16 protein-coding genes and 2 pseudogenes are annotated in these 21,654 nt (G+C 46.3%); 9 read left to right on the plus strand and 9 right to left on the minus strand.

Going from position 1 to position 21,654, the window contains the following annotated elements:
• Positions 1–356 precede the first annotated feature (356 nt).
• The 5 genes and pseudogenes from ACTQ53_RS12540 to ACTQ53_RS12560 all read right to left on the minus strand — a co-directional run.
• Positions 357–470: pseudogene (locus ACTQ53_RS12540) on the minus strand (Rpn family recombination-promoting nuclease/putative transposase); the annotation flags it as partial.
• A gap of 103 nt (positions 471–573) precedes the next feature.
• Positions 574–2,559 (minus strand): glycoside hydrolase family 97 catalytic domain-containing protein, encoded by a 1,986-nt coding sequence (locus ACTQ53_RS12545; protein ID WP_441933275.1) that lies wholly within the window; start codon positions 2,557–2,559, stop codon positions 574–576.
• An 85-nt stretch (positions 2,560–2,644) separates the two neighbouring features.
• The gene (gene nadA / locus ACTQ53_RS12550) at positions 2,645–3,637 is read right to left on the minus strand and encodes a quinolinate synthase NadA (RefSeq protein WP_217760003.1); all 993 of its coding nucleotides are present in this window, start codon (positions 3,635–3,637) and stop codon (positions 2,645–2,647) included.
• A gap of 415 nt (positions 3,638–4,052) precedes the next feature.
• Positions 4,053–5,138, minus strand: coding sequence for a glycosyltransferase family 9 protein (locus tag ACTQ53_RS12555; protein ID WP_294971318.1), 1,086 nt, complete (start codon positions 5,136–5,138; stop codon positions 4,053–4,055).
• Positions 5,139–5,211: 73 nt separating this feature from the next.
• Complete coding sequence (locus ACTQ53_RS12560) at positions 5,212–5,817, minus strand: DUF4254 domain-containing protein (protein WP_294971315.1); 606 nt, start codon at positions 5,815–5,817, stop codon at positions 5,212–5,214.
• Positions 5,818–6,042: 225 nt separating this feature from the next.
• Here ACTQ53_RS12560 and ACTQ53_RS12565 point away from each other — a divergent pair, with 225 nt between their 5' ends.
• From ACTQ53_RS12565 to ACTQ53_RS12590, 6 genes are all read left to right on the plus strand, one after another.
• Complete coding sequence (locus ACTQ53_RS12565; protein WP_004342032.1) at positions 6,043–6,279, plus strand: acyl carrier protein; 237 nt, start codon at positions 6,043–6,045, stop codon at positions 6,277–6,279.
• 21 nt (positions 6,280–6,300) lie between these two features.
• The gene (fabF, locus tag ACTQ53_RS12570; RefSeq protein ID WP_118416262.1) at positions 6,301–7,563 is read left to right on the plus strand and encodes a beta-ketoacyl-ACP synthase II; all 1,263 of its coding nucleotides are present in this window, start codon (positions 6,301–6,303) and stop codon (positions 7,561–7,563) included.
• Positions 7,553–8,617 carry a ribonuclease III gene (gene rnc, locus ACTQ53_RS12575; protein WP_441933279.1) on the plus strand — a complete coding sequence of 355 codons (1,065 nt, stop codon included), beginning with the start codon at positions 7,553–7,555 and terminating at the stop codon, positions 8,615–8,617. The genes fabF and rnc overlap by 11 nt, the downstream gene beginning before the upstream one ends.
• Before the next feature lie 214 nt (positions 8,618–8,831).
• A complete protein-coding gene (locus ACTQ53_RS12580; protein WP_294971308.1) occupies positions 8,832–10,340 on the plus strand; it encodes a GH3 auxin-responsive promoter family protein in 1,509 nt (502 codons plus the stop codon).
• Positions 10,341–10,391: 51 nt separating this feature from the next.
• The gene (locus ACTQ53_RS12585; protein ID WP_441933281.1) at positions 10,392–12,365 is read left to right on the plus strand and encodes an Ig-like domain-containing domain; all 1,974 of its coding nucleotides are present in this window, start codon (positions 10,392–10,394) and stop codon (positions 12,363–12,365) included.
• A 2-nt stretch (positions 12,366–12,367) separates the two neighbouring features.
• Entirely contained in the window at positions 12,368–13,180 is an 813-nt protein-coding gene (locus tag ACTQ53_RS12590; protein WP_294971305.1) for a DUF3108 domain-containing protein, read from the plus strand.
• Positions 13,181–13,276: 96 nt separating this feature from the next.
• Here ACTQ53_RS12590 and ACTQ53_RS12595 read toward each other — a convergent pair whose 3' ends face one another.
• Positions 13,277–14,782, minus strand: coding sequence for an acetyl-CoA hydrolase/transferase C-terminal domain-containing protein (locus ACTQ53_RS12595; protein WP_441933283.1), 1,506 nt, complete (start codon positions 14,780–14,782; stop codon positions 13,277–13,279).
• A gap of 385 nt (positions 14,783–15,167) precedes the next feature.
• Between ACTQ53_RS12595 and cysS the strand changes: the two genes are divergently transcribed.
• On the plus strand, positions 15,168–16,658 hold the full coding sequence (gene cysS / locus ACTQ53_RS12600; RefSeq protein ID WP_441933285.1) for a cysteine--tRNA ligase: 1,491 nt from the start codon (positions 15,168–15,170) through the stop codon (positions 16,656–16,658).
• 739 nt (positions 16,659–17,397) lie between these two features.
• Here cysS and ACTQ53_RS12605 read toward each other — a convergent pair.
• Positions 17,398–19,254 (minus strand): calcineurin-like phosphoesterase C-terminal domain-containing protein, encoded by a 1,857-nt coding sequence (locus ACTQ53_RS12605; protein ID WP_441933287.1) that lies wholly within the window; start codon positions 19,252–19,254, stop codon positions 17,398–17,400.
• Between the two features lie 102 nt (positions 19,255–19,356).
• Positions 19,357–19,764: pseudogene (locus ACTQ53_RS12610) on the minus strand (YifB family Mg chelatase-like AAA ATPase); the annotation flags it as partial.
• 333 nt (positions 19,765–20,097) lie between these two features.
• Here ACTQ53_RS12610 and ACTQ53_RS12615 point away from each other — a divergent pair.
• Both ACTQ53_RS12615 and ACTQ53_RS12620 read left to right on the plus strand, forming a co-directional pair.
• Positions 20,098–20,514: a Fur family transcriptional regulator gene (locus tag ACTQ53_RS12615; RefSeq protein WP_441933289.1), complete on the plus strand. Its 417-nt coding sequence runs from the start codon at positions 20,098–20,100 to the stop codon at positions 20,512–20,514.
• 5 nt (positions 20,515–20,519) lie between these two features.
• Positions 20,520–21,086, plus strand: a complete 567-nt coding sequence (locus ACTQ53_RS12620; protein ID WP_094380541.1) for a 6-carboxytetrahydropterin synthase — start codon at positions 20,520–20,522, stop codon at positions 21,084–21,086.
• 57 nt (positions 21,087–21,143) lie between these two features.
• Here ACTQ53_RS12620 and ACTQ53_RS12625 read toward each other — a convergent pair whose 3' ends face one another.
• Positions 21,144–21,302, minus strand: a complete 159-nt coding sequence (locus tag ACTQ53_RS12625; protein ID WP_006848009.1) for a hypothetical protein — start codon at positions 21,300–21,302, stop codon at positions 21,144–21,146.
• Positions 21,303–21,654 lie beyond the last annotated feature (352 nt).

A 21,654-nucleotide genomic window follows, 5' to 3' on the forward strand; every position in this document is an offset into this window, starting at 1 on the left:
ATCGGGGATCTTTACGGAATATCCTGATTCTCCTGATTTACAGTTTTTTTTCCACAACTCTATGTTTTCTTTTCCATAACTCTATGTTTTCTGCTCCGCAACTCTATGTTTTTCTTCTCTCAAAACTATGACTTGTAATTATTAACCAACTTACAATTTGAAAACTACTGAAAATCGGCCCTTATCACAACCCGAAATTTGGTGGTATCAAAAAAAAGTCGTACTTTTGCAGGTGATTAGGAGAAAGGCATCAACCTCTCCTTCACACCATCAATCGGAAGATATAGGCGCCAATCGGAAGAAAGATGGAAACAATTAATAATTTACAATTAGTATCTACATCTCAGTTGGTATATTTATTTCTTAATGATTTCCAAAGGTAGCTGGGTAGCTTTGGAAACCTGTTCGGCAGAAAGTCCCATTGCCAGCAATCGTTGTGCTGTTTCAGTTTTGGTCTTATGTTTGCCTTCCGGGCTGAAGGCCCAAAAGCTCCTAGCCCAGGGCGTGTGGGGCAAAACAATAGAAAAAGGGTCTAAATGCCACGATGAACGGGTGACGTATAGACCCTTTTATTTACTCTACGATGGCTGTCCAGCCACCTGCTGGAGCCAGATGTATCTGAAGCTTATCGCCGGCACTGATCTGCTGGTAAGTATGTTTATAGTCTGTGGCTTCACGGTCGGCATTGATGCCGTCGGCAAAAATGTTCGCCTTGCCGCTCAGCTTTTCAGGACGGTTGGTCTTTCCGTTCAGCTTCAGCAATGGAGAGAGGTCGATGGTGAGGTCACGAGCCTGCCAGTTGTTCATCGCTGCAATATACCATCTGCTGCCCTTTCTCTTGGCTACAACCACGTATTCGCCCAGTTTGCCGTCCAATGGCACCACCTGGTCATAAACCGTCGGTATCTGGGCTATGAAATCGGTACACTCCTGATTCTGCATATACTTCGTAGGACTGTCGGCAAGCATCTGCAAAGGAGCATCAAAGATAGTATACATCGCCATCTGATGCACTCTGGTGCCCTGGCTCATCGGATGGTCGTTGTTGCCGAAGAACTGCGAACGGACGGCATTCACCATGGCTCCAGGCGTATAGTCGAAACTGCCCGGCAGGGCACGGAGATATGGAATCGTCACGTCATAGCGAGGCTGGTCGTGCAGAGGACCATCGCCCACACGAGGCTCCCACTTGGAATTCTCCAAACCCTTCACGCCCTCGAAATTCACGATGTTGGGATAGGCAAACTGTACGCCAAACGGCCGCATGCCATGAAGGTCGAGCAGAAGATGATGTCTGGCAGCACATTCAGCCACCTCGTATACGGAATTGATAGCCTTCTGGTCGTCACGGTCAAAGAAATCAACCTTGAATCCCTTGACGCCCATATCGCCGTAATGCTTCATGATTTCTTCCATCTTCTCATGACCGCGCTGGATGAGATTGCGCCATGAAGACCAGAGAATCACTCCTACCCCATTCTGCTTGGCATAGTTGATGATGCCCGCCATATCCATCTTGTCGGAGAAGATGAGCAGGTCTTCGGGATCGCTCCAGCCTTCATCGATGATGATATATTCCAAGCCGTTCTTGCGGGCAAAATCCACAAAATACTTATAGGTATCGGTATTGATGCCGGCACGGAAATCCACGCCCGTGATATTGGTGTTGTTCCACCAGTCCCAAGCCACTTTTCCCGGCTTTATCCACGATGTATCCTTGATTCTGCACTGAGGTCCCAGCTGTCGGGCAATATCATTGCCTACCAGCTGTTTGTCTTCATCGGTTACGAGCACGATGCGCCAAGGCAGACGGGTTACCTTTTCTGCGATATAGCCGGCACGCTCTGTAGGGACCAGGTTCAGGCGGTTGTATCCACCTATCTTCTCCTTTAAAGGATAAGGAGGGAAGGCAGCCTGCAGCGAATATTCTGAAGAAGACGCACCCTTCAGGAGATACATGCCCGGATAGTTTTCCACATCAGCCTCCATGACCACGGCCTTCTTTCCTTCAGGCAGACAGACGGCTAGAGGCGTGATGGCGAGGGAATCCTGATACATTCTGGACAGCGGAGCCTCGTCATAATAGGACTCGAAGGAATAGCACCAGCGCTCTCCTTCACGGTTATCATTCACATAAGGTACGAAACTCTGATAGTTGCCGGCAAAGCGATATTCGGAAGTTTCATTCACCACCTTATTGATTGTCTTCTTAGGGATGATGCGATAGGCTGCAGCATTCAGGAAAACGCGGAATTCCACATCATATCCGTTGCAGGAAAGGAGCAGCTGCTGATAGCCGCCCGTATCATCGTTCTTATAATTATGAACGGTAGCCTTGCGCACCTTCGGATTGACGCCAAAGATCTGTCTATCAGTCTGTAAGGAGATAGCGGAAGGTTTCAGAACCTGGGTTTTCCCCTTGGTGATATCCCAGGTTATCGACTTATCCACATGGATGTTAACAACCATATCGCCCAATAATGATTGGACGGTATATACTTTCGCCGACAAAGGCAGGCAGCATAAAGCCAGGATTGGAGTGATTAATCTTGCATCCATACCTAAGTTGTTTTGTTGTTTATCTAATGGTTAAAGAGTTCCGTTCCAAAAATGCAGATCATTCACGGAACGGAACTTCCGGGTCTTATGAGAGGGAAAGCATCTTCTCGATAGGCTTGACGGCATCCTTGGCTATTTCCGGAGCCACTTCTACCGTAGGCCAGCCGAACTTCAGGCTATTGTAGATCTTCTTCAATGAGTTCATCTTCATATATTCGCACTCATTGCAGCTGCAGCCTACTCCACCCTCGCTAACCTCCGGCGGAACAGGATAGAAGACTACGGAAGGACAGTTGCGCTCCAGCTCGTGCAGGATACCAGCCTCTGTGGCGATGATATACTCCTTGATTTCCGGATGCTCCTGGGCATAATGAAGCATGGTGGCTGTAGAACCCTTCACATCGGCTACGGCAAGCACAGGCGCCTTGCACTCCAGGTGGGCCATCACGACGGCATCAGGATGCTCCTGCTTCAACTGGATGATAGCCTCTACAGAGAACTTCTCATGCACATGGCAGCCACCATTCCAGAGCAGCATGTTCCTGCCCGTCACGCTGTTGATATAGTTGCCCAGGTTGTAATCAGGACCGAAGATGATCTTCTCGTCCTGCGGGAAGGCATCAATCACCTTCTTGGCATTGCCGCTGGTCACCACACAATCGGTCAGCGCCTTCACGGCAGCGGTAGTGTTGACATAGCTCACCACCTTATATCCAGGATGCTCCTCCTTGTACTTCTTCAAATCCTCAGCCTTGCAGCTGTCGGCAAGCGAGCAGCCGGCATTGAGGTCTGGGCAGAGCACGGTCTTGTCAGGGCTCAGGAGCTTGCAGGTCTCAGCCATGAAATGAACACCACACATCACCATCACCTTGGCATCGGTCTCGGCAGCCTTGCGTGCCAGCGCCAGGGAATCGCCCACGAAGTCGGCAATGTCCTGAATCTCGCCTACGGTATAGTAGTGCGCCAGGATGATAGCATCCTTCTCCTTACAGAGTTTCTTGATTTCAGCTTTCAAGTCTAAGGCTTCGTCAACGGGTTCGTCAACGTATCCTTTCTCAATCCATTCTTTTTTCACCATAACATTCATATTTATATTTCTTTATTTCTAATTTTTAAAAAGGAATTATTAGGATGATGATATGACGTGGATAAGTGGATAAAAAACAGTCCGGATATTTGCTGTTTCCGTTATCCAAGTCTTCCTGTCAGTTATGAGCACGGGTAATGGAAATCTTTTTCCTGGCTCTTAATGCCTTAACCGTTTTATCAACATTTCCCCAATTCGCTGCAAAGTTAATAAGTTTATATCTTTTTCCGCTCAAAAAGTGCGAAAAAGTTTCTAAAAACTTATTAATAACCCTGTGGATATCCCTATTTTCACATTCATGACATGGGGGCTGTGGATATTTACGAAGTTATTAAAAAGTTATGAATAGGGTTTTCCGTACACTTATCAACGGTTTTTCGTGTATAAACAAAAAAGCAGAAACCGGTCAGGATTTCTGCTTGAATACGTTTTCTATTTTTTCGATAATCAGTTCGGGAGATATATTCTTCATGCAGGCAAAGTCGCCGCGCATGCATGGCTTGTTGCCGTAGATGCTGCAAGGACGGCAAGGCAGGTCGAGTTGAACGGCATTGTCGGGGCTCTGATGCCATCCCATGAAGCCAGCGTAAGGATGAGTGGCTCCCCAGACGCTAACGACAGGAGTATTGACGAGCGAAGCCAGATGCATATTGGCACTATCCATGCTCAGCATGACGTGGAGATGGCTCATCAGGATTAGTTCCTGCTGCAGACCGCCCAGATGGGAGGAAGCATTCACTACCTGCTTATAGTCTTCTGCCCATTTATCCATGACCGGAGTCTCGTTTTTGCCTCCTCCGAAGAGGAAGATATGGCAGTGGGGATGATTGTGGATAAGTTGCTGGATAACTTTTTCCATCAGCTGTACGGGATAAATCTTGCCTTCGTGTGCAGCAAACGGAGCGATGCCTATCCAAGGTTCGGTTATGTGCTTGTTTTCCAGACTGATAACGCTGTCTCCAGCTCTGAAAACTTCCTGTGGCAGGCTGGCGAGATTACCTTTTCCTTCGCCGAAGATGGATGTAAATTCCATCTTGACGGGATAGCCTAACTGTGCAAAAACATCTGCATAATTCTGGAAGGAGCTAGACAGCTGCTGCAGTTTCTTGCCGGAAGATGCTACCAGCTTGCGCTTGCCGCTGCGATGCTTGTCGATGTGTGCCACCTTGAAATTGGCTAGATTGAAACGCATGCGCAGATAGCTGGAGCGCAATACGCTATGCAGGTCGGCTATCGCCGTGAACTGCTTGGCGATGAGTCGGCGATACAATGCATTCAAGCCCGTTACGCCTTTGTATTCGCCCTTGATGTCTGCCTCCATGAAGCCTACGTTAGGGGCGAGGTCTTCGAAGAATGAGCGGGCGAATGGACGACTGAGCACTGTTATCCTGACATGTGGATATTGTCTGGCCAGCGAATATATCACAGGTACGGTCATGGCAACATCGCCCATGGCCGAGAATCTTATAACAAGTATATGCTCTGTCTTCATTTGTTTTTTCTTCTTTATATATATAATAAGGTGGGAATGGGGAGAAATAGCTCTCCCTCATCCTCCTCCTGTTTTATTTCTGGTTGTAGAGAACCGGATTGGTAGAAGGGTCGTTGTACATCTTCATCTGGCGATATACCTTCATGTACTTTCTTCCCGCCTCGATATCTTCCAGGAGCTGGTCGATGGCTGTAGAAAGGTCTACCTGCTGTTCGAGCAGCACGTTGAGCTTAGCCTGGCACTTAGCCTTGTGCTCAGCAGAAGCCTCAGGACGGTCTACCTGCTCCTTCATGTGATAAATCTTGAGGGCGAGGATGCTCAGGCGGTCAACAGCCCATGCCGGACTCTCGGTATTGATGCGCGCATCCGGATGTACCTTTACGTCCTTATAAGTCTCACGGAAGTAAGAGTCAATCTGCTCCACGAGGTCAGTACGGTCCTGATTGCTCTTGTCGATACGGCGCTTCAAGACGAGCGCTTCAGCAGGATCAATCTGCGGATCGCGGATGATATCCTCGAAATGCCACTGTACGGTATCAATCCAGCACTTGAGGTAGAGACGGTTCTCGATGGTACCTTCGGCAAACGGATTATTGATAGGAGTATCAATATTGTCTTTGATGTGATAATCAGCTATCGCCTGATTAAAAATCCTGTTAGCGTTTTCTGTAAATGTCATATGGTTTGAAATGTTTAATTAAATACTGCACAAAAGTAACAAATTTCTCTCAAAGAGCCAACAAAAAAGCGAAAAAAGACCAAATTAATGCACAATTTAGGGGTGATTGTGCACCGAAAGTCACTTTTTTCGCCAAAATATTTGTTTATCTCAAAAAAAAAGTGTTCCTTTGCACTCAGATTTTTAATTAGAAATTAATTTATAAACATTTTAAAGGTTACAATTATGTCAGAAATTGAAAGCAAAGTAAAGGCAATTATCGTTGATAAGCTCGGTGTTGATGAGGCAGAAGTAAAGCCAGAGGCAAGCTTCACAAACGATCTCGGTGCAGATTCATTGGATACAGTAGAGTTGATCATGGAATTCGAGAAGGAGTTCTCTATTTCTATTCCAGACGATAAGGCTGAGAAGATTGCTACTGTAGGTGACGCTATCGCTTACATCGAGGAGAACGCTAAGTAATTTAGCACTAAAATTTTATAAATGGAATTAAAGAGAGTTGTTGTAACAGGTCTCGGTGCTGTGACTCCAGTAGGTAATAATCCAGAGGAAACCTGGAATAACCTTCTTGCTGGAAAGAGCGGTGCTGCTCCTATTACTCATTTCGATACAACCCTTTTCAAGACCAAGTTCGCTTGCGAGGTTAAAGACCTGAACATCAATGATTGGATTGATCGTAAGGAAGCTCGCAAGCTTGACCGTTATACCCAGTTGGCTATGATTGCTGCCATGCAGGGTGTAAAGGACGCTGAAATTGATCTTGAGAAGGAAGACTTGGACAACGTTGGCGTTGTATTCGGTGTAGGTATCGGTGGTATCAAGACTTTCGAGGATGAGGTGAAGTACTACGGTACTCACGAGGAGAATGGTCCTAAGTTCAATCCATTCTTCATCCCAAAGATGATTGCAGATATCGCTTCTGGTCAGATTTCAATCCACTTCGGATTCCACGGACCAAACTACACTACTACATCTGCATGCGCTTCTTCAAGCAACGCATTGGCTGATGCCTTCAACCTGATTCGTCTGGGCAAGGCAAACATCATCGTGAGCGGTGGTGCCGAGGCTGCTATCTGCGCTTGTGGCGTGGGTGGTTTCAATGCTATGCATGCATTGTCAACACGTAATGATGATCCTGAGCATGCTTCACGTCCATTCAGCGCAAGCCGTGATGGATTTATCATGGGCGAAGGTGCTGGTTGCTTGATTCTCGAGGAACTGGAGCACGCTAAGGCTCGTGGTGCGAAGATCTATGCTGAGATGGTAGGCGAGGGCGAGAGTGCTGATGCTTATCACATCACAGCTTCTCATCCTGAGGGTCTCGGTGCTAAGCTCGTTATGGAGCGCGCATTGGCTGATGCCAATCTGAAGCCAGAGGACATTGACTATATCAATGTTCACGGTACATCTACCCACGTAGGTGATATCTCTGAGGCTAAGGCTATCAAGGCTGTCTTCGGTGATGCAGCTTACAAGCTTAACATCAGTTCTACCAAGTCAATGACTGGTCACCTCCTCGGTGCTGCCGGTGCAGTAGAGGCTATGGCTTGTGTTCTTAGTGTGAAGAACGATATCGTTCCTCCTACTATCAACCACGAAGAGGGTGATGACGATCCAGAGCTCGACTACAACTTGAACTTTACCTTCAACAAAGCTCAGAAGCGTGAAGTTCGTGCTGCATTGAGCAATACTTTCGGATTCGGCGGTCACAACTGCTGTGTAGTATTCAAGAAGTATGCTGAATAATTTTATAGATAGAATAAAGCTCTCTTTCCGCAAGGATAAAGAGCTTTATTTTTCTTTGTACGAAATCCTTGGTTTCTATCCTCACGATATCAGTTATTACAAGCTTGCCTTGATGCACAAGAGCATCATGCGCCGCAATTCAAAGGGTAAGCCGGTGAATAACGAGCGCCTGGAGTTCCTGGGCGATGCTGTTCTGGATGCTGTAGTAGGAGACATCGTATACCAGCACTTCCCTGGCAAGCGTGAGGGATTCCTTACGAATACCCGAAGCAAGCTAGTGCAGCGCGACACGCTCAACAAGCTGGCGCAGGAGATGGGTATCAATCAGCTGATTTTATCTAACGGACACAGTTCTTCTCATAACAGCTATATGGGAGGAAATGCATTCGAAGCCTTGGTTGGTGCCATCTATCTGGACCGCGGTTATGACGCATGCATGTTTTTCATGAAGAATCGCATTCTGGCACAAATGATAAACATTGATAAGGTGGCTTACAAGGAGGTTAACTTCAAGAGCAAGCTTATCGAATGGAGCCAGAAAAACCGCGTACAGCTTGAATATGTATTGATTGAGCAGCAGAAAGATGACAATGGAAGCCCTGTGTTCACCTATCAGGTGGAAATTGAAGGCGTGAAAGGGGGTATCGGCAAGGGATATTCCAAGAAAGAAAGCCAGCAGTTTGCCTCTAAGGAAACTTTAGACAACCTGCGCAAGAAACCGCAGTATATTGATGAGGTCTTTGCTGCCAAGGCTAACCGTACAAAGATGGAGGAAGAGCCTGTGCTCAATGTGCCTAGCACAGAAGTGCAGGAGAATTTCATCATCTCGCAGAATCTGGACGAAAAAAAACTAGAGGAGAAGCACGTCAGCGTGTTCAAGGAAGAGGTTTTTTCGGACAAGGCTGCTGCAGAGGAGAATGAAATGGCAGAAACCGTCGTAGAACAGAACAATAGCGACGAGTTTGACTTGAGCGATATTACAGCAGAGCCTAAGGAGATGTCTAGAGAAGACATCATTGCAGCTGCCGAGGCGGCTGCTTTTGCTGAAGAATAAACTCTTTACATATCGGAAAAAGACTCCCATAGAAAGGTAATATAAACTTATCTATGGGAGTCTTTTTGTATACATCAGGTAGGGCTTTTATTGCAGTTTCTCTCCTCATATATATCTATCTTGGATTTTTGTATTAAAAAAAAGTAAAAACTTTCTCTATATCAAAAGATTGAATTAATTTTGCATCTACTTTATAAGGTATATATATCTAGATATGAGTTTAACAACGATAGTAAGTAATGTCTTCAAACCCCGACAGAAGGAGTTGGAGAAGTATGTTAATGATGCAGAACATTTGCAGCATCATACACTCATGCGCCTTATTGAAAAGGGCAAGAATACGGAATATGGTGTAAAGCATCTATTAAATACTACCAATAGTTATGAGAAATTTGCGATGAATGTGCCTGTCAACACCTATGAGGAGCTGAAGGGGGACATCGACCGCATGCGCCATGGAGAAAAGGATATCCTGTGGCCGGGTACCGTGAAATGGTATGCTAAATCTTCGGGTACTACCAACGACAAGAGTAAGTTTATCCCTGTTTCTCATGATGGTTTGCATGGTATTCATTATGCGGGTGGATTTGATGCCGTAGCGCTCTATCTGCGTAATAATCCGAAAAGCAGGATTTTCGACGGCAAGAGCCTGATTCTCGGCGGTAGCCATTCGCCTAACTATAATGTTTCGGGCAGTCTGGTGGGCGATTTGAGCGCTATTCTCATCGAAAACATCAATCCGCTTGCCAATTGGGTGCGTGTGCCTAGGAAGGAAACGGCTCTCCTGAGCGACTTCGAGGTGAAGCGCGACCGTATTGCGCAGGAAACCCTGAACAAGAACGTTACGAATATCTCGGGTGTGCCTAGCTGGATGCTCAGCGTTCTGGTACGCGTCATGGAGCTTTCAGGCAAGAAGCATCTGGAGGAAGTATGGCCAAACCTGGAGGTTTTCTTCCACGGTGGTATTGCCTTTACGCCTTATCGCAAGCAGTATGAGCAGCTCATCACTTCGCCTGACATGCATTATATGGAGACTTATAATGCCAGCGAAGGCTTCTTCGGACTGCAGAGCGATCCATCCGACCCGGCGATGCTCCTGATGATAGATTATGACGTCTTCTACGAGTTTATCCCTATGGATGAATTCGGCAAGGCCAATCCTACCATCATACCTCTATGGGATGTGGAGATAGGCAAGAACTATGCGATGGTTATCACAACCTCCTGTGGATTATGGCGTTACATGATTGGTGATACCGTTCAGTTTACAAGCAAGAATCCATATAAGTTTGTCATTACCGGCAGAACCAAATACTTCATCAATGCCTTTGGCGAGGAACTGATTATGGATAATGCCGAGAAGGGTCTGGCTTATGCCTGCGAGAAGACGGGTGCCCAGGTGGCTGAATATACGGCTGCTCCTGTCTATATGGACAGCAACGCCAAATGCCGCCATCAGTGGCTTATCGAATTCTCCAAGGAACCGGAAAGCCTGGACGAGTTTGCCAGCCTGCTCGACCGGAAACTGCAGGAAATCAACAGCGACTATGAGGCTAAGCGATTCCACGACGTTACGCTCCAGCATCTGGAAATAGTAAAGGCAAGACCGGGAGTCTTCAACGATTGGCTCAAGAGCAAGGGCAAGCTGGGTGGTCAGCATAAGATTCCCCGTCTCAGCAACAGCCGCAAGAATCTCGACGAAATGCTGATGATGAACAAGTAAATTTTTATCGCTGCCTTCGAGATAGGGTAGCGAATATAAAGATAATATACAATGATTAATATGAACGACATCAAGGACAAGTTGAAGTTAAATTCCTTGTTTCTGCCTTTCTATCTGGCGGTCTTCTTCCTGTTGGCTTCCTGTGCACGAATGGGACAGCCTGACGGAGGATGGTTTGACGAGACACCACCTAAGGTGGTAGGTGCCTCGCCGGCTGACGGTGCTGTCAATGTGAAGGAGAAGAAGATAGATATTTACTTCGATGAGTTTATCAAGGTGGATAATCCTACCGAGAAGGTGGTGGTTTCGCCTCCTCAGCTCGAAGTGCCTGAAATCAAAGGTGCAGGAAAGCGTATTCATATTTCGCTTGTCGATTCTCTGAAACCCAATACCACTTATACCATCGACTTCTCGGATGCTATCAGCGACAACAACGAGGGAAATCCGATGGGCAACTATACCTATAGTTTTTCTACAGGTACCGTCATTGATACGATGGAGGTTGCGGGATATGTGCTGGAGGCTGAGAATCTGGAACCTATCAAGGGTATTCTCGTAGGTCTCTATGATGATCAGGCTGATTCTGCGTTCAAGACCAAGCCTATGTTGCGTGTAAGCCGTACGGACAGTAGAGGACGTTTCGTCATCAAGGGCGTAGCGCCGGGCTCTTATCGCATCTATGCCCTGCAGGACATGGACGGCAACTATATGTTCAATCAGAAGAGCGAGAAAATCGCCTTCACCCATGACATCATCATACCATCCAGCAAGCCTGATATCAGACAGGATACCACATGGATAGACTCGCTGCACATCAAGTCGATTGACCAGGTGAAATATACCCATTTCCTGCCTGATGACGTGGTGCTCAGGGCTTTTACGGAACCGTTGACAGACAGATATTTCCTGAAGGCAGAGCGCAAGATGCCTAACTGTTTCTCTCTCTATTTCAGTTATGGAGATTCCATCCTTCCTGAGATAAAGGGACTTAACTTTGATGCCGAAAAAGCGTTCATCATAGAAAGTTCGGAGAAGAAAGATTCCATCACCTATTGGCTGAGGGATACTGCCCTGGTCAATCAGGATACGCTTCGCATGGATCTTACCTATCGCATGACCGACAGTACGGGTGTGCTGATATGTCATACCGATACGGCTATGGAGATTCTTTCCAAGGAACCATACGCCAAGCGAATGAAAGCCAAGGAAAAGGAGATAGCCGAGTGGTCCAAGAAGCAGGAAAAACTCAAGAAGAAAGGTATGCCTTATGACTCGGTGATGGCCATCAAACCGCTTGAGGTCAAGGTGGGAGTTGCCTCAGAACTGGACCCGGACAAGAACGTTACGTTCAGTTTTGATACTCCGCTTGCCAAGGCAGATACGGCAGGAATGCATCTTTATGCCAAGCATGATACGCTCTGGTATCGGGCTCCTTTTGAATTTGATTCGATAGGAAACCGGGAATATGTGCTGAGAGGAGAGTGGAGACCTGATATAGAATATAGTCTTGAGGTGGATTCTGCTGCTTTCGAGGATATCTACGGTCTGGCATCCAAGCCTATCAAGCAGGGATTCAAGGTCAGCTCGCTCGATACATACGGCACTCTCCTGGTGAATATCACCGATAATTTTGGAAATTTGCCTCTCCTGGTACAGTTGTTGAATGCTCAGGACCAGGTGGTGAAGTCGGTGAAGGCAGTAAATGGGGTAGCAGAATTCTATTATCTTAAACCGGAGAAGTATTACATGCGCCTGATTGTTGATAGAAACAACAACGGCAAATGGGATACGGGCTGTTATGATGATGATTTGCAGGCGGAGGAAGTATATTATTATCCGGAACTCCTGGAATGTAAGGCTAAATGGGATTTGACGGAAAGCTGGAGCCCGAAGTCTTATGAACTGTCCAGGCAGAAGCCTTCTGCCATCACCAAGCAGAAACCTGACAAGGAAAAGAAAGTAAAGAATCAGAATGCGCAACGTGCCAAAAAATTGGGCATAGAGTACATTCCTAAAATGTTATAGTTATGAAGACATTTAAATCTTTTTTGATAGCAGCAATGCTACTCTTGGTCAGCACAACCGTGTCTGCCCAGTGTACATTTCGTAATACGGCATTCAAATCGGGTGAGTTTCTCACCTATAACCTATATTACAATTGGAAGTTCGTTTGGGTAAAGGCTGGTAATGCCAGCATGTCGGTTATCCAGACTACCCGTCATGGTAAGCCTGCTTATCGTGGTTCGCTCGTAACCAGAGGAAATAAGCGAGTAGACGATTTCTTTGTGCTTCGTGATACTTTGCTTTGCTATAGTGGTACGGATCTGGCACCGCTCTATTTCCGCAAGGGAGCCCGTGAAGGCAAGCGATATACCGTAGATGAGGTTTTCTATAATTATGCCGGTGGCAAATGCAATGTAAACCTGCATTATCAGAATAAGAATGGTGAGCATAAATGGAAAAAGGCTTCCTACGAGGATTGTGTTTTCGACATGATGAACATCTTCCTCCGTGCCCGCAGCTTTGATCCTGCCAACTGGAAGCGGGGACATTGCGTCAAGTTCCCTATCTGTGATGGCGGCGGTCGTAATCCGGCTCAGTTGAAGTATGGTGGAAAGGTTACGGTCAAGGCTGACAACGGCGTGAAGTATCGTTGCCTGCGTCTTGAATATATGGAGATTGACGATGGTAAATGGAAGAAAATCGTAGATTTCTATATCACCGATGATGAGAATCATGTGCCTGTACGCCTGGATATGTTCCTGAAGTTTGGTTCGGCAAAGGCATTCCTGGTTGGCATGAAGGGCACCAGAAACCCTGTTACTTCTATTGTGCAGTAAGCAGCAGGTTTATAGATAAAAAAATAAAGGCATCAGGTTGTATTCCGTTGATGGAAACAGCCTGGTGCCTTTTTTATGTTTATGCGGTAATCTTCCTTATTGCAGATATTCTCCGAAGTCGGTCAGTCTCATATCTCCCTTCTTCAGGAAGGTATCGTGCATGGCGAGGGCGGCACGCATGCTCTGTGGCTCGTGCCCCTTTTCTGCAAATTTCAAGTATTCACGAAGCATTGGACGATAATCCGGGTGCGCACAGTTCTCGATAATCTCCTTGGCACGGCGCAAAGGACCCTTGCCGCGAAGATCGGCGACTCCCTGCTCAGTAACGATAACATCCACATCGTGCTCGGTGCTATCTACATGGCTGCACATCGGAACGATGGCTGAAATGCAACCGTTCTTGGTGGTACTCTGGGTGGTGAAGATGGAGATGTAGCCATTTCGCTCGTAATCGCACGAACCACCGATACCATTCATCAGCTTGCTGCCGCAGATGTGGCTGGAGTTCTCGTTGCCATAGATATCGCACTCGATGGCGGTATTCATGGCGATGACACCCAGTCGGCGGATTACCTCCGGAGAGTTGGAAATCTCGCTCTGGCGGATGGTGAGATGCTTCTTGAAGTAATCTATATCATCATACACCTCTTTCAAAGTCTCGTTTGTTACGGTGAGCGAAGAGCAGGATGCATCCTTGATTCTTCCCTCACGCATGTATTTCACTACAGCATCCTGAACCACCTCGGTATAGACGCTGAATACAGGCACGTTAGGATTCTGTCCCAATGCCTCAAGAACGGCATTGGAAGTTACGCCCACTCCGCTCTGCAAAGGCAGGAACTGAGGAGGAATATGTCCCTTCTTCAGGTCGCTGACCAGGAAATCAGCCACATTATGTCCCATCTGTTCGGTTACAGGGTCGAGTGGCTTGAAGGCACGCGCCTCTTCCGGAATGTTGCATTCTACCACACCCACAATCTTATGTGCATCAATCTCCACATACTCTTTACCTATTCTATCGCCCACATTCAAGATTGGGATAGGTGTGCGGAATGGGCATTCTGCTATCTCATATACATCGTGAAGATAACGGGAAGCTGGACTGTGGAAGGTATTCTTCTCGATGAGCACCTTCTTTGCCAATCTAACGATGGTAGGAACAATGCCGCCGGCAGAGGTAAGGAATGCCTTACAGGTAGTTTCGCCTTCTTCCAAATCAGAAACTTCGATGATGGCAAGGTCTATCTCGCCATAGAAACCACGGCGCAGGCGCTCAGCCATGTGGCCGAGATGCATATCCTCGTAGTCGATTTCACCGAGATTGGTATGGGTGCGGAAATCCTTGTTGGTAGAAAATGGCGCACGGAACTTGATGGCATGGGCTGCTGCCATGTCACCTTCGATACTCTGCGAGGTAGAAGCACCTGTCAGGATGCCCACTTGGAAAGGTCTGCCCGCCTCATGCTCTGCCACGGCTCTCTTGGAGAGTTCGCGGAAAGTTGCCTTAGGCACGCCGTTTGGTGTGAAACCACTCAATCCGATTGTATCTTGATCGTTAATCATCGCTGCCGCTTCGGCAGCACTCAATCTTGTATATGCCATTTTCTTCTAACTTAATACTCATTAGCGGAACTTATAGCCGCCTTCTTGATAATTGATAACTGTTATGCGGCTGCAAAGTTACACATTATTTTCGATATACGCTAATAATTTGATAATTTTATGCATATATTAGGCAAAAAACTTACAAATAGTGAATAGATATACAGAAATTGTTTACTTTATGCAAAAAACTATTTTGTTTTCTGCATCCTGTATTTTGTTTTTTCCCGATTTATTCTCTACTCATGTTAGCATTTTCATCAGATAAAAGTGGTATTTTAGGGGCATTTAATAACATTTTGCGAATGATTTGTCGGATATATCAGAAAAATGAGTTAACTTTGCACTCAAAACATAAATAATATAAAAATAAGGTTCAAACAAAATGGAACAGAAATTATTGATCTACAACACTCTCACTCGTACGAAAGAGAGATTCACTCCGCTCCACGCTCCTAACGTGGGCATGTATGTTTGTGGCCCAACTGTGTATGGCGATCCGCATCTTGGTCATGCGCGTCCTGCCATTACATTCGATATACTCTTCCGCTATCTCAAGCACCTGGGCTACAAGGTTCGCTACGTTAGAAACATTACCGACGTGGGCCACCTGGAGCACGATGCAGATGAGGGCGACGACAAGATTGAGAAGAAGGCACGCCTGGAGCAGTTGGAGCCAATGGAGATTGCGCAGTACTACATCAACCGCTACCACGATGCCATGGAGGCGCTGAACGTACTCCCTCCTAGCATTGAGCCTCATGCCACAGGCCATATCATCGAACAGGAGAAGCTGGTACAGGAAATCCTGGACAATGGCTATGCTTACGAGAGCAACGGCTCTATCTACTTCGACATCGAGAAGTATAACAAGGATAATAAGTACGGTATCCTCTCCGGACGTAACCTGGAGAACGTAATCAACGAGAGCCGCAAACTGGCTGGTATCGGCGAGAAGAAGAACCAGGCTGACTTTGCCCTCTGGAAGAAGGCTTCACCAGAGCATATCATGCGCTGGCCTAGTCCTTGGAGCGATGGTTTCCCAGGATGGCACTGCGAGTGTACTGCAATGGGCAGAAAGTATCTGGGCAGCCACTTTGATATTCACGGTGGCGGCATGGATTTGATTTTCCCTCACCACGAGTGCGAGATTGCACAGGCTGTGGCTTCTCAGGGCGACCAGATGGTTCGTTACTGGATGCATAACAATATGATTACCATCAACGGTCAGAAGATGGGTAAGAGTCTTGGCAACTTCATCACTCTGGAGCAGTTCTTCACTGGCAATCACGACAGTCTGGAGCAGGCTTATTCGCCAATGACCATCCGTTTCTTCATCCTCTCTGCTCACTACCGCAGCACAGTAGATTTCTCTAACGATGCCTTGAAGGCTAGCCAGAAGGGATTGGAGCGCCTGATGAACGGTTTGAAAGACCTGGAGCGTGTGCCTGTGGCTAAGCAGAGCGATGAGCAGGTGAAGAAGTTCGTAAGCGAGTTGCGCCAGCGCTGCTACGATGCGATGAACGATGACTTCCAGACTCAGCTCGTCATCAGCTATCTCTTCGAGGCTTGCCACGTAATCAACACAGCCCTCGACCACAAGGCAAACATCTCTGCCGAAGACCTGAAGGAGCTTTCAGACACCATGCAGCTCTTCACCTTCGACCTGCTCGGCTTGAAGAGCGAGAAGGGAGCCAACAATGATGCCCGTGAAGAGGCTTATGGCAAGGTAGTAGATATGGTTCTCGACCTGCGTGCCAAGGCAAAGGCGGCCAAGGACTGGGCTACCAGCGACCAGATTCGCGATGCCCTCGCTGGTGCCGGCTTTGAGGTAAAGGACACCAAGGATGGTGTTACCTGGAAACTGAACAAGTAAAAATAGTCTCTATATATAATTAAGGTATGTCTCTCAAGAAACGTTTTGAGAGACATACCTTATTTAGTATGATTACTAAAACGTAAGGAATGATGAGATACAAGGTCATATATTTCGTGTTTTTTCTTCTTGCAATAATTAGCATAAGTTTCAAGCTTCGGGTGGATAGAAAGCTACTTTCAAAAACACTCTTCACTCTTCACGGATGCTCCCTAAACAACTAATATACAGTTGATTAGGTGAGTGAAGAGTGGTAGTCTACTCTTCACCACTCTTCACCACTCTTCACCATGATCAGCTACTGTTTCCGAATGCCGGAAGAGGAGGGCAAATGGATGGTAAGCTTCGAGGTTTTCGATGAGCTTCATCTACAGTATCCTATGCTGGTGGAAAATTTGAGTACGTGTGAAGAGTGGTGAAGAGTTGTGAAGAGTGGATGACTACTCTTCACCGCTTGCAACCCTAGTGTTTATCAGAGTTTCAGGCTAATCTGTGAAGAGTGAAGAGTAAAATCGAGAGTAAGGTTTTTCCCGAGCAAAACCACGCTTCCAGCAGCCGGAAAGCATATTCCGACTGGCGATGGTAGACCTCCCGAAAATTTTCTCCCGGCGTATTACTTTGTGCCCGGCAATGGCAAAAAGTTGCCCCAGTAGAGGGCAATATTGTGCCATAGTCAGGCAAAAAGTGGAATGAGCCTCTTTCCAACTTCAAATAAGAGGGGAATCTCCCTTTTTCTTTTCTATTTATTTACTGATTTAGTAGCAATCGTATCCTTCTGCTTGGTAACTACGGAATCTCTCAACATTTTGTCTTTCTGCTTCTTATATTCCTTGTACTCTCGCTCATAGTAGTGAGCGTAGTTGACGAAAGGCTCGGTTACGGCATCGCTGCTGCTTGCCGTGAATGTGTGACCGTATGGGTCGCTTGCCTTGATGATAATCTTGGCATTCGGGTTCTTTGGTACATAATAATAAAGGTGGTTCATGATGAGATAACCGTTACCTTTGCTCACGAAACGATAGGATACACTCTCGCTGTATTTATGATGATAGCCGGCTGCAAAGGCATCCTGACCCTTGCTGCTGATGCGGCGCATCAGATATTCCTTGCCATCCTCTATGGCTACCACGCGCCAGTGACTGGTGGCATTGAAGACATTAGCTACCAGGATATTCCTGTTGGTTGCCAACTGCCAGTCTTTGGCATATTTCTCACCGTTGAAATCGGTCTGGGCACGGAAGATGGTCATCTGCTTGCTCTTGTCCCAGAAAGTTCCCTTGTAGTAGCAATCGTTGATGCTGGTACCTACAAAGCTATAGACATAATATCCGTTCGGGGTGCCGCAGATGTTGATGTTCGACTGCCAGATATTGCCACAGGCAGCAGCATGACAATGCTCCATCACATCCTCGCCCTCGTAGTTGATCTCATGGTTGCAGGCAAAATGAGTATGTCCGCAGAAGAGTTCGTATCCTCCCTTAAACTGCTTCAGCAGAGAGAGCAGGAGCGAGAGGCGGGAAGAGGAATAATGCCCCTCCTCATTGGCATTGGTCAGCGGCTTCGCCTTGCTGAAAGGCGCATTGCCGAAGGTAAAAGGAATATGATAGCAGAGCACCACCTTCTTATCCTTGGACGTAAGAGCCAGATTCTGTTTCAGCCACTTCACCTGGCGCTCACGCAATTCTCCAGGAGAATAATAAGACATGCCGCGATGGAAGAAGCAGTTGTTGATGCAGACATAATGCACATCGCCACGGTCAAAGGAAAAATCGGTAGGACCGAAATTTTCCTCCCATTTCCTGCGATAGAGTGCCTTCCCATCCTGGTCGTGATTGCCGATGACGGAGAAGAGACGCATCTCTGAAGAGCCCAATGCCTGGCGTATCTGGCGCTCCAGCTTGGCATTATAGCCGCCATAATACTGTACATCATCGCCCATGCTCAGTCCATATACGGGAGTTCCTGCAGGAAAACTCTTGATGGTCTGCTTGATGTCTGCCATCGTCTGGGTTGTGAATCTTTCCACATCGCTCTTCTTGATGGGATTATCATCCGGAGAAGTATAGTAAGGGCTGTAGGCATTGGTAACCTGCGGGTCGCCGATGACTATCATCTTGTAACTCACCTCCTTGCCGCCGGGCAATCGGGTGAGAGTAAAGTCATATTTCTTCTTATCGTTGGAAACTGCTTGGTAGAAACAAGCCGTGCGATCGGTTTCGCTATGGGTAGGTACCTCGCAGTCGGCAGGCACGGAGTAGTAGATGAAGCGAGCCAACGAGTCTCGTTTCATCTTGTAGCGTCCCGAGGAATCAGTCTTCACACAATGGTAGCCATCGCTCACGATGACGCCAGTCACTCCCTTGCCATCGGTATCCAGCAAGGTGCCGCTGATATTGAAGTCCATCTTCTTCACCACCGGCTTCGGTTTCTGAATGGAATCCTTCATCTGTGGATGATAATGTATGTTGGCCGCTATCTTGGGTCCGATGGCGGGCAGGGTAGTGATTTCCTCGTTGAGGCGCATTGTCATGCCGATTGCCACGAGCATGCAGCAAACGAGCAATATTCCACCGATGTATAGCAGTTTCCTTTTCATTCCTTTTGTATTGATATTATCGTGCAAAATTACGCATTTATTATGGGAAAACCTTAGATTATTGTTTAAAAATAACTAAATATTAATATATCTTCTTTATGATTATAAATGTCCTCTTTCTGCCCAATCGCCTCTGTCGAGGGTTCCGTATCCCACGGCTTCTGCTATATGGTCAGGCTTAATCTGTTCACTTCCTGCCAAATCAGCAATGGTTCGTGCCACTTTCAGTATTCTGTTATAGGCTCTGGCTGACAAAGAAAGCTTCTCCATTGCCATTCGGAGCAGTTCGATACCTTGTTCGTCGGGTTCGGCAAACTGATGAATCATTCTTTCGGTCATCTGGGCGTTGCAATGGATGCCTTTATAATCATTGAATCTTTCAGCTTGAACTTCTCTTGCCTTGATGACTCTTTCTCTGATCTTGGCACTTGGCTCACCTGGTGCTGCCTTCGATATGTCCTGGAAAGGAACGGGACTGATTTCACATTGGATGTCTATTCGGTCTAAGAAAAGAGGGGCCGCTGATTGTCCCACTTTTTGGCTCGCTCCATGCCATCTGGCACTACGCCTACGATGATTTATCAAGGACATAGGTGAATGGCCATTGTTTATGTTCACGATGCAAAGATAACACTTTTTGTTTAATTAGTCGAGCCTTTTTGATTAGAATTGCTCCATTGTGCATAGACTCTATACATTCCCACATGGGCCAGGTGAATTTCTGATAGACAGAATCTAAGGAATGTATTTCGGCTTTATTCTTAAAAAAAAATAATTTTGTTGGTAAAAATTTGCAAATGCGAAATATTTTCATTAACTTTGTGGCATCAAAATACGAGAAGAATGGAAAGTACGGAGATTATAAAGAACGCAGGACTAAAAATCACTCCGCAACGTAAAGTGGTTTATGAGGTTATGATGGAATTGCGTCATGCTGCCATTGATGAAATAATCAAGTGTGTGCAATCCAAAGATAATCAGATAACCATCTCAACCATCTATCGCATTCTTGATTCGTTTTGCAAGGCTAATCTGTTATCATTTGTGTTCCATCCCGAAGTGGGGAAAAGCTATTATGACATTACCGTGACAGAGCATCACCACATATTCGAGGGAGAGAGCATCTTGGATTATATGGATGAAGGGCTTACGGAATTGATACGACAGTATTTGAAAGAAAAGAATTTTGCATCGGTTGACATTAGCCGAATACAGGTGCAGATAACGATAAATAACCCAAAGTTAAACTCTAAAAAGTAACAAGTATGAGAAGTATCACGACTTTCGATTTGCAGTATGCACATCGCTTCTATGGCTTCCAAGGCGAAGCCCAGTATCTTCACGGTCACACTGGCACACTGACCATTGAGGTGGAAGATACGGTTGAAGAAGGTGTAAACATGGTGTACCCTTGTAATGAAATCCAAAAGGTGGCATGGAGCCTGTTGAAGAATTTTGACCATGCCTTGGTGCTCCGCGAAGATGACCCTTTGCTTCCTGCCATTCTTGATGTGTATGAAAAGCAAGGCATCAAAAACGGCCATCCGCAAAACAAAATGAAAGGAGAGGCCTTCAAGACCGAATTGGCAACGGCTTACCCTGATGCCCGTCTGGTTGTTACCAAAGAAACCATGACAGTGGAAGGTATGATTAAGATTGTATATGACTTGTTGAAAGACAAACTGAACATCGCTAAAATCACTTTCACAAGCGGTGTGAATGCCGCTTCTGCCGAGTTTACCACAAAGAATAACATCGACCGCTGTCCTCTTTGCGGTGTCGCCCTCAATGCGGATGGAGTATGCCCAAAATGTGGTTATCGTAAAAAATAATCCACGTAAAGCTGCATATAAAATAATGTGATGATGAAAATACGGGTGGAAAAGATTTCACACTTTTCCACCCGTATTGTACAAGTTAGAAAAATAATTTGAAATTCGGCTAATGGCTTCAACCTTTGTTTCCATAACCACATCGGCATACACCTGTGTTGTGTGACGGCTCGTATGGAAACTGACATTTTTCGTAATCCCTGCATCCGCAGCCATTTTTTTAAGGCTCGACTGATTATAGAGAGGCTATCATTCTCGTTTAATTTGTAATTTTACTATTTTATAGTGATTATTCTTTATCCTTGCTAAGGGAAGCATCGTGGCATCACCAAGTTTTTTTGGGGGTAGATTGTCTGAAAACCCATAACAGCCAAAATGTCTCCTAATATTTCTTATTGTTAACACTTTATCTTTGGTTTTCTCGAAATATTTTCATAACTTTGTAGCTATCAAACACTTATCGCTTATGAAGTACATTAAAGGTGAAGATAGAAGACAATACGTATTGTTTCCGGCTTGTCTGGACGAGTACATCGAGCAGGATAATCCTGTTCGCTACATTGATGCG

Source organism: Prevotella sp. Sow4_E9_plate (assembly GCF_052116205.1).
Taxonomy (GTDB): Bacteria; Bacteroidota; Bacteroidia; order Bacteroidales; family Bacteroidaceae; genus Prevotella.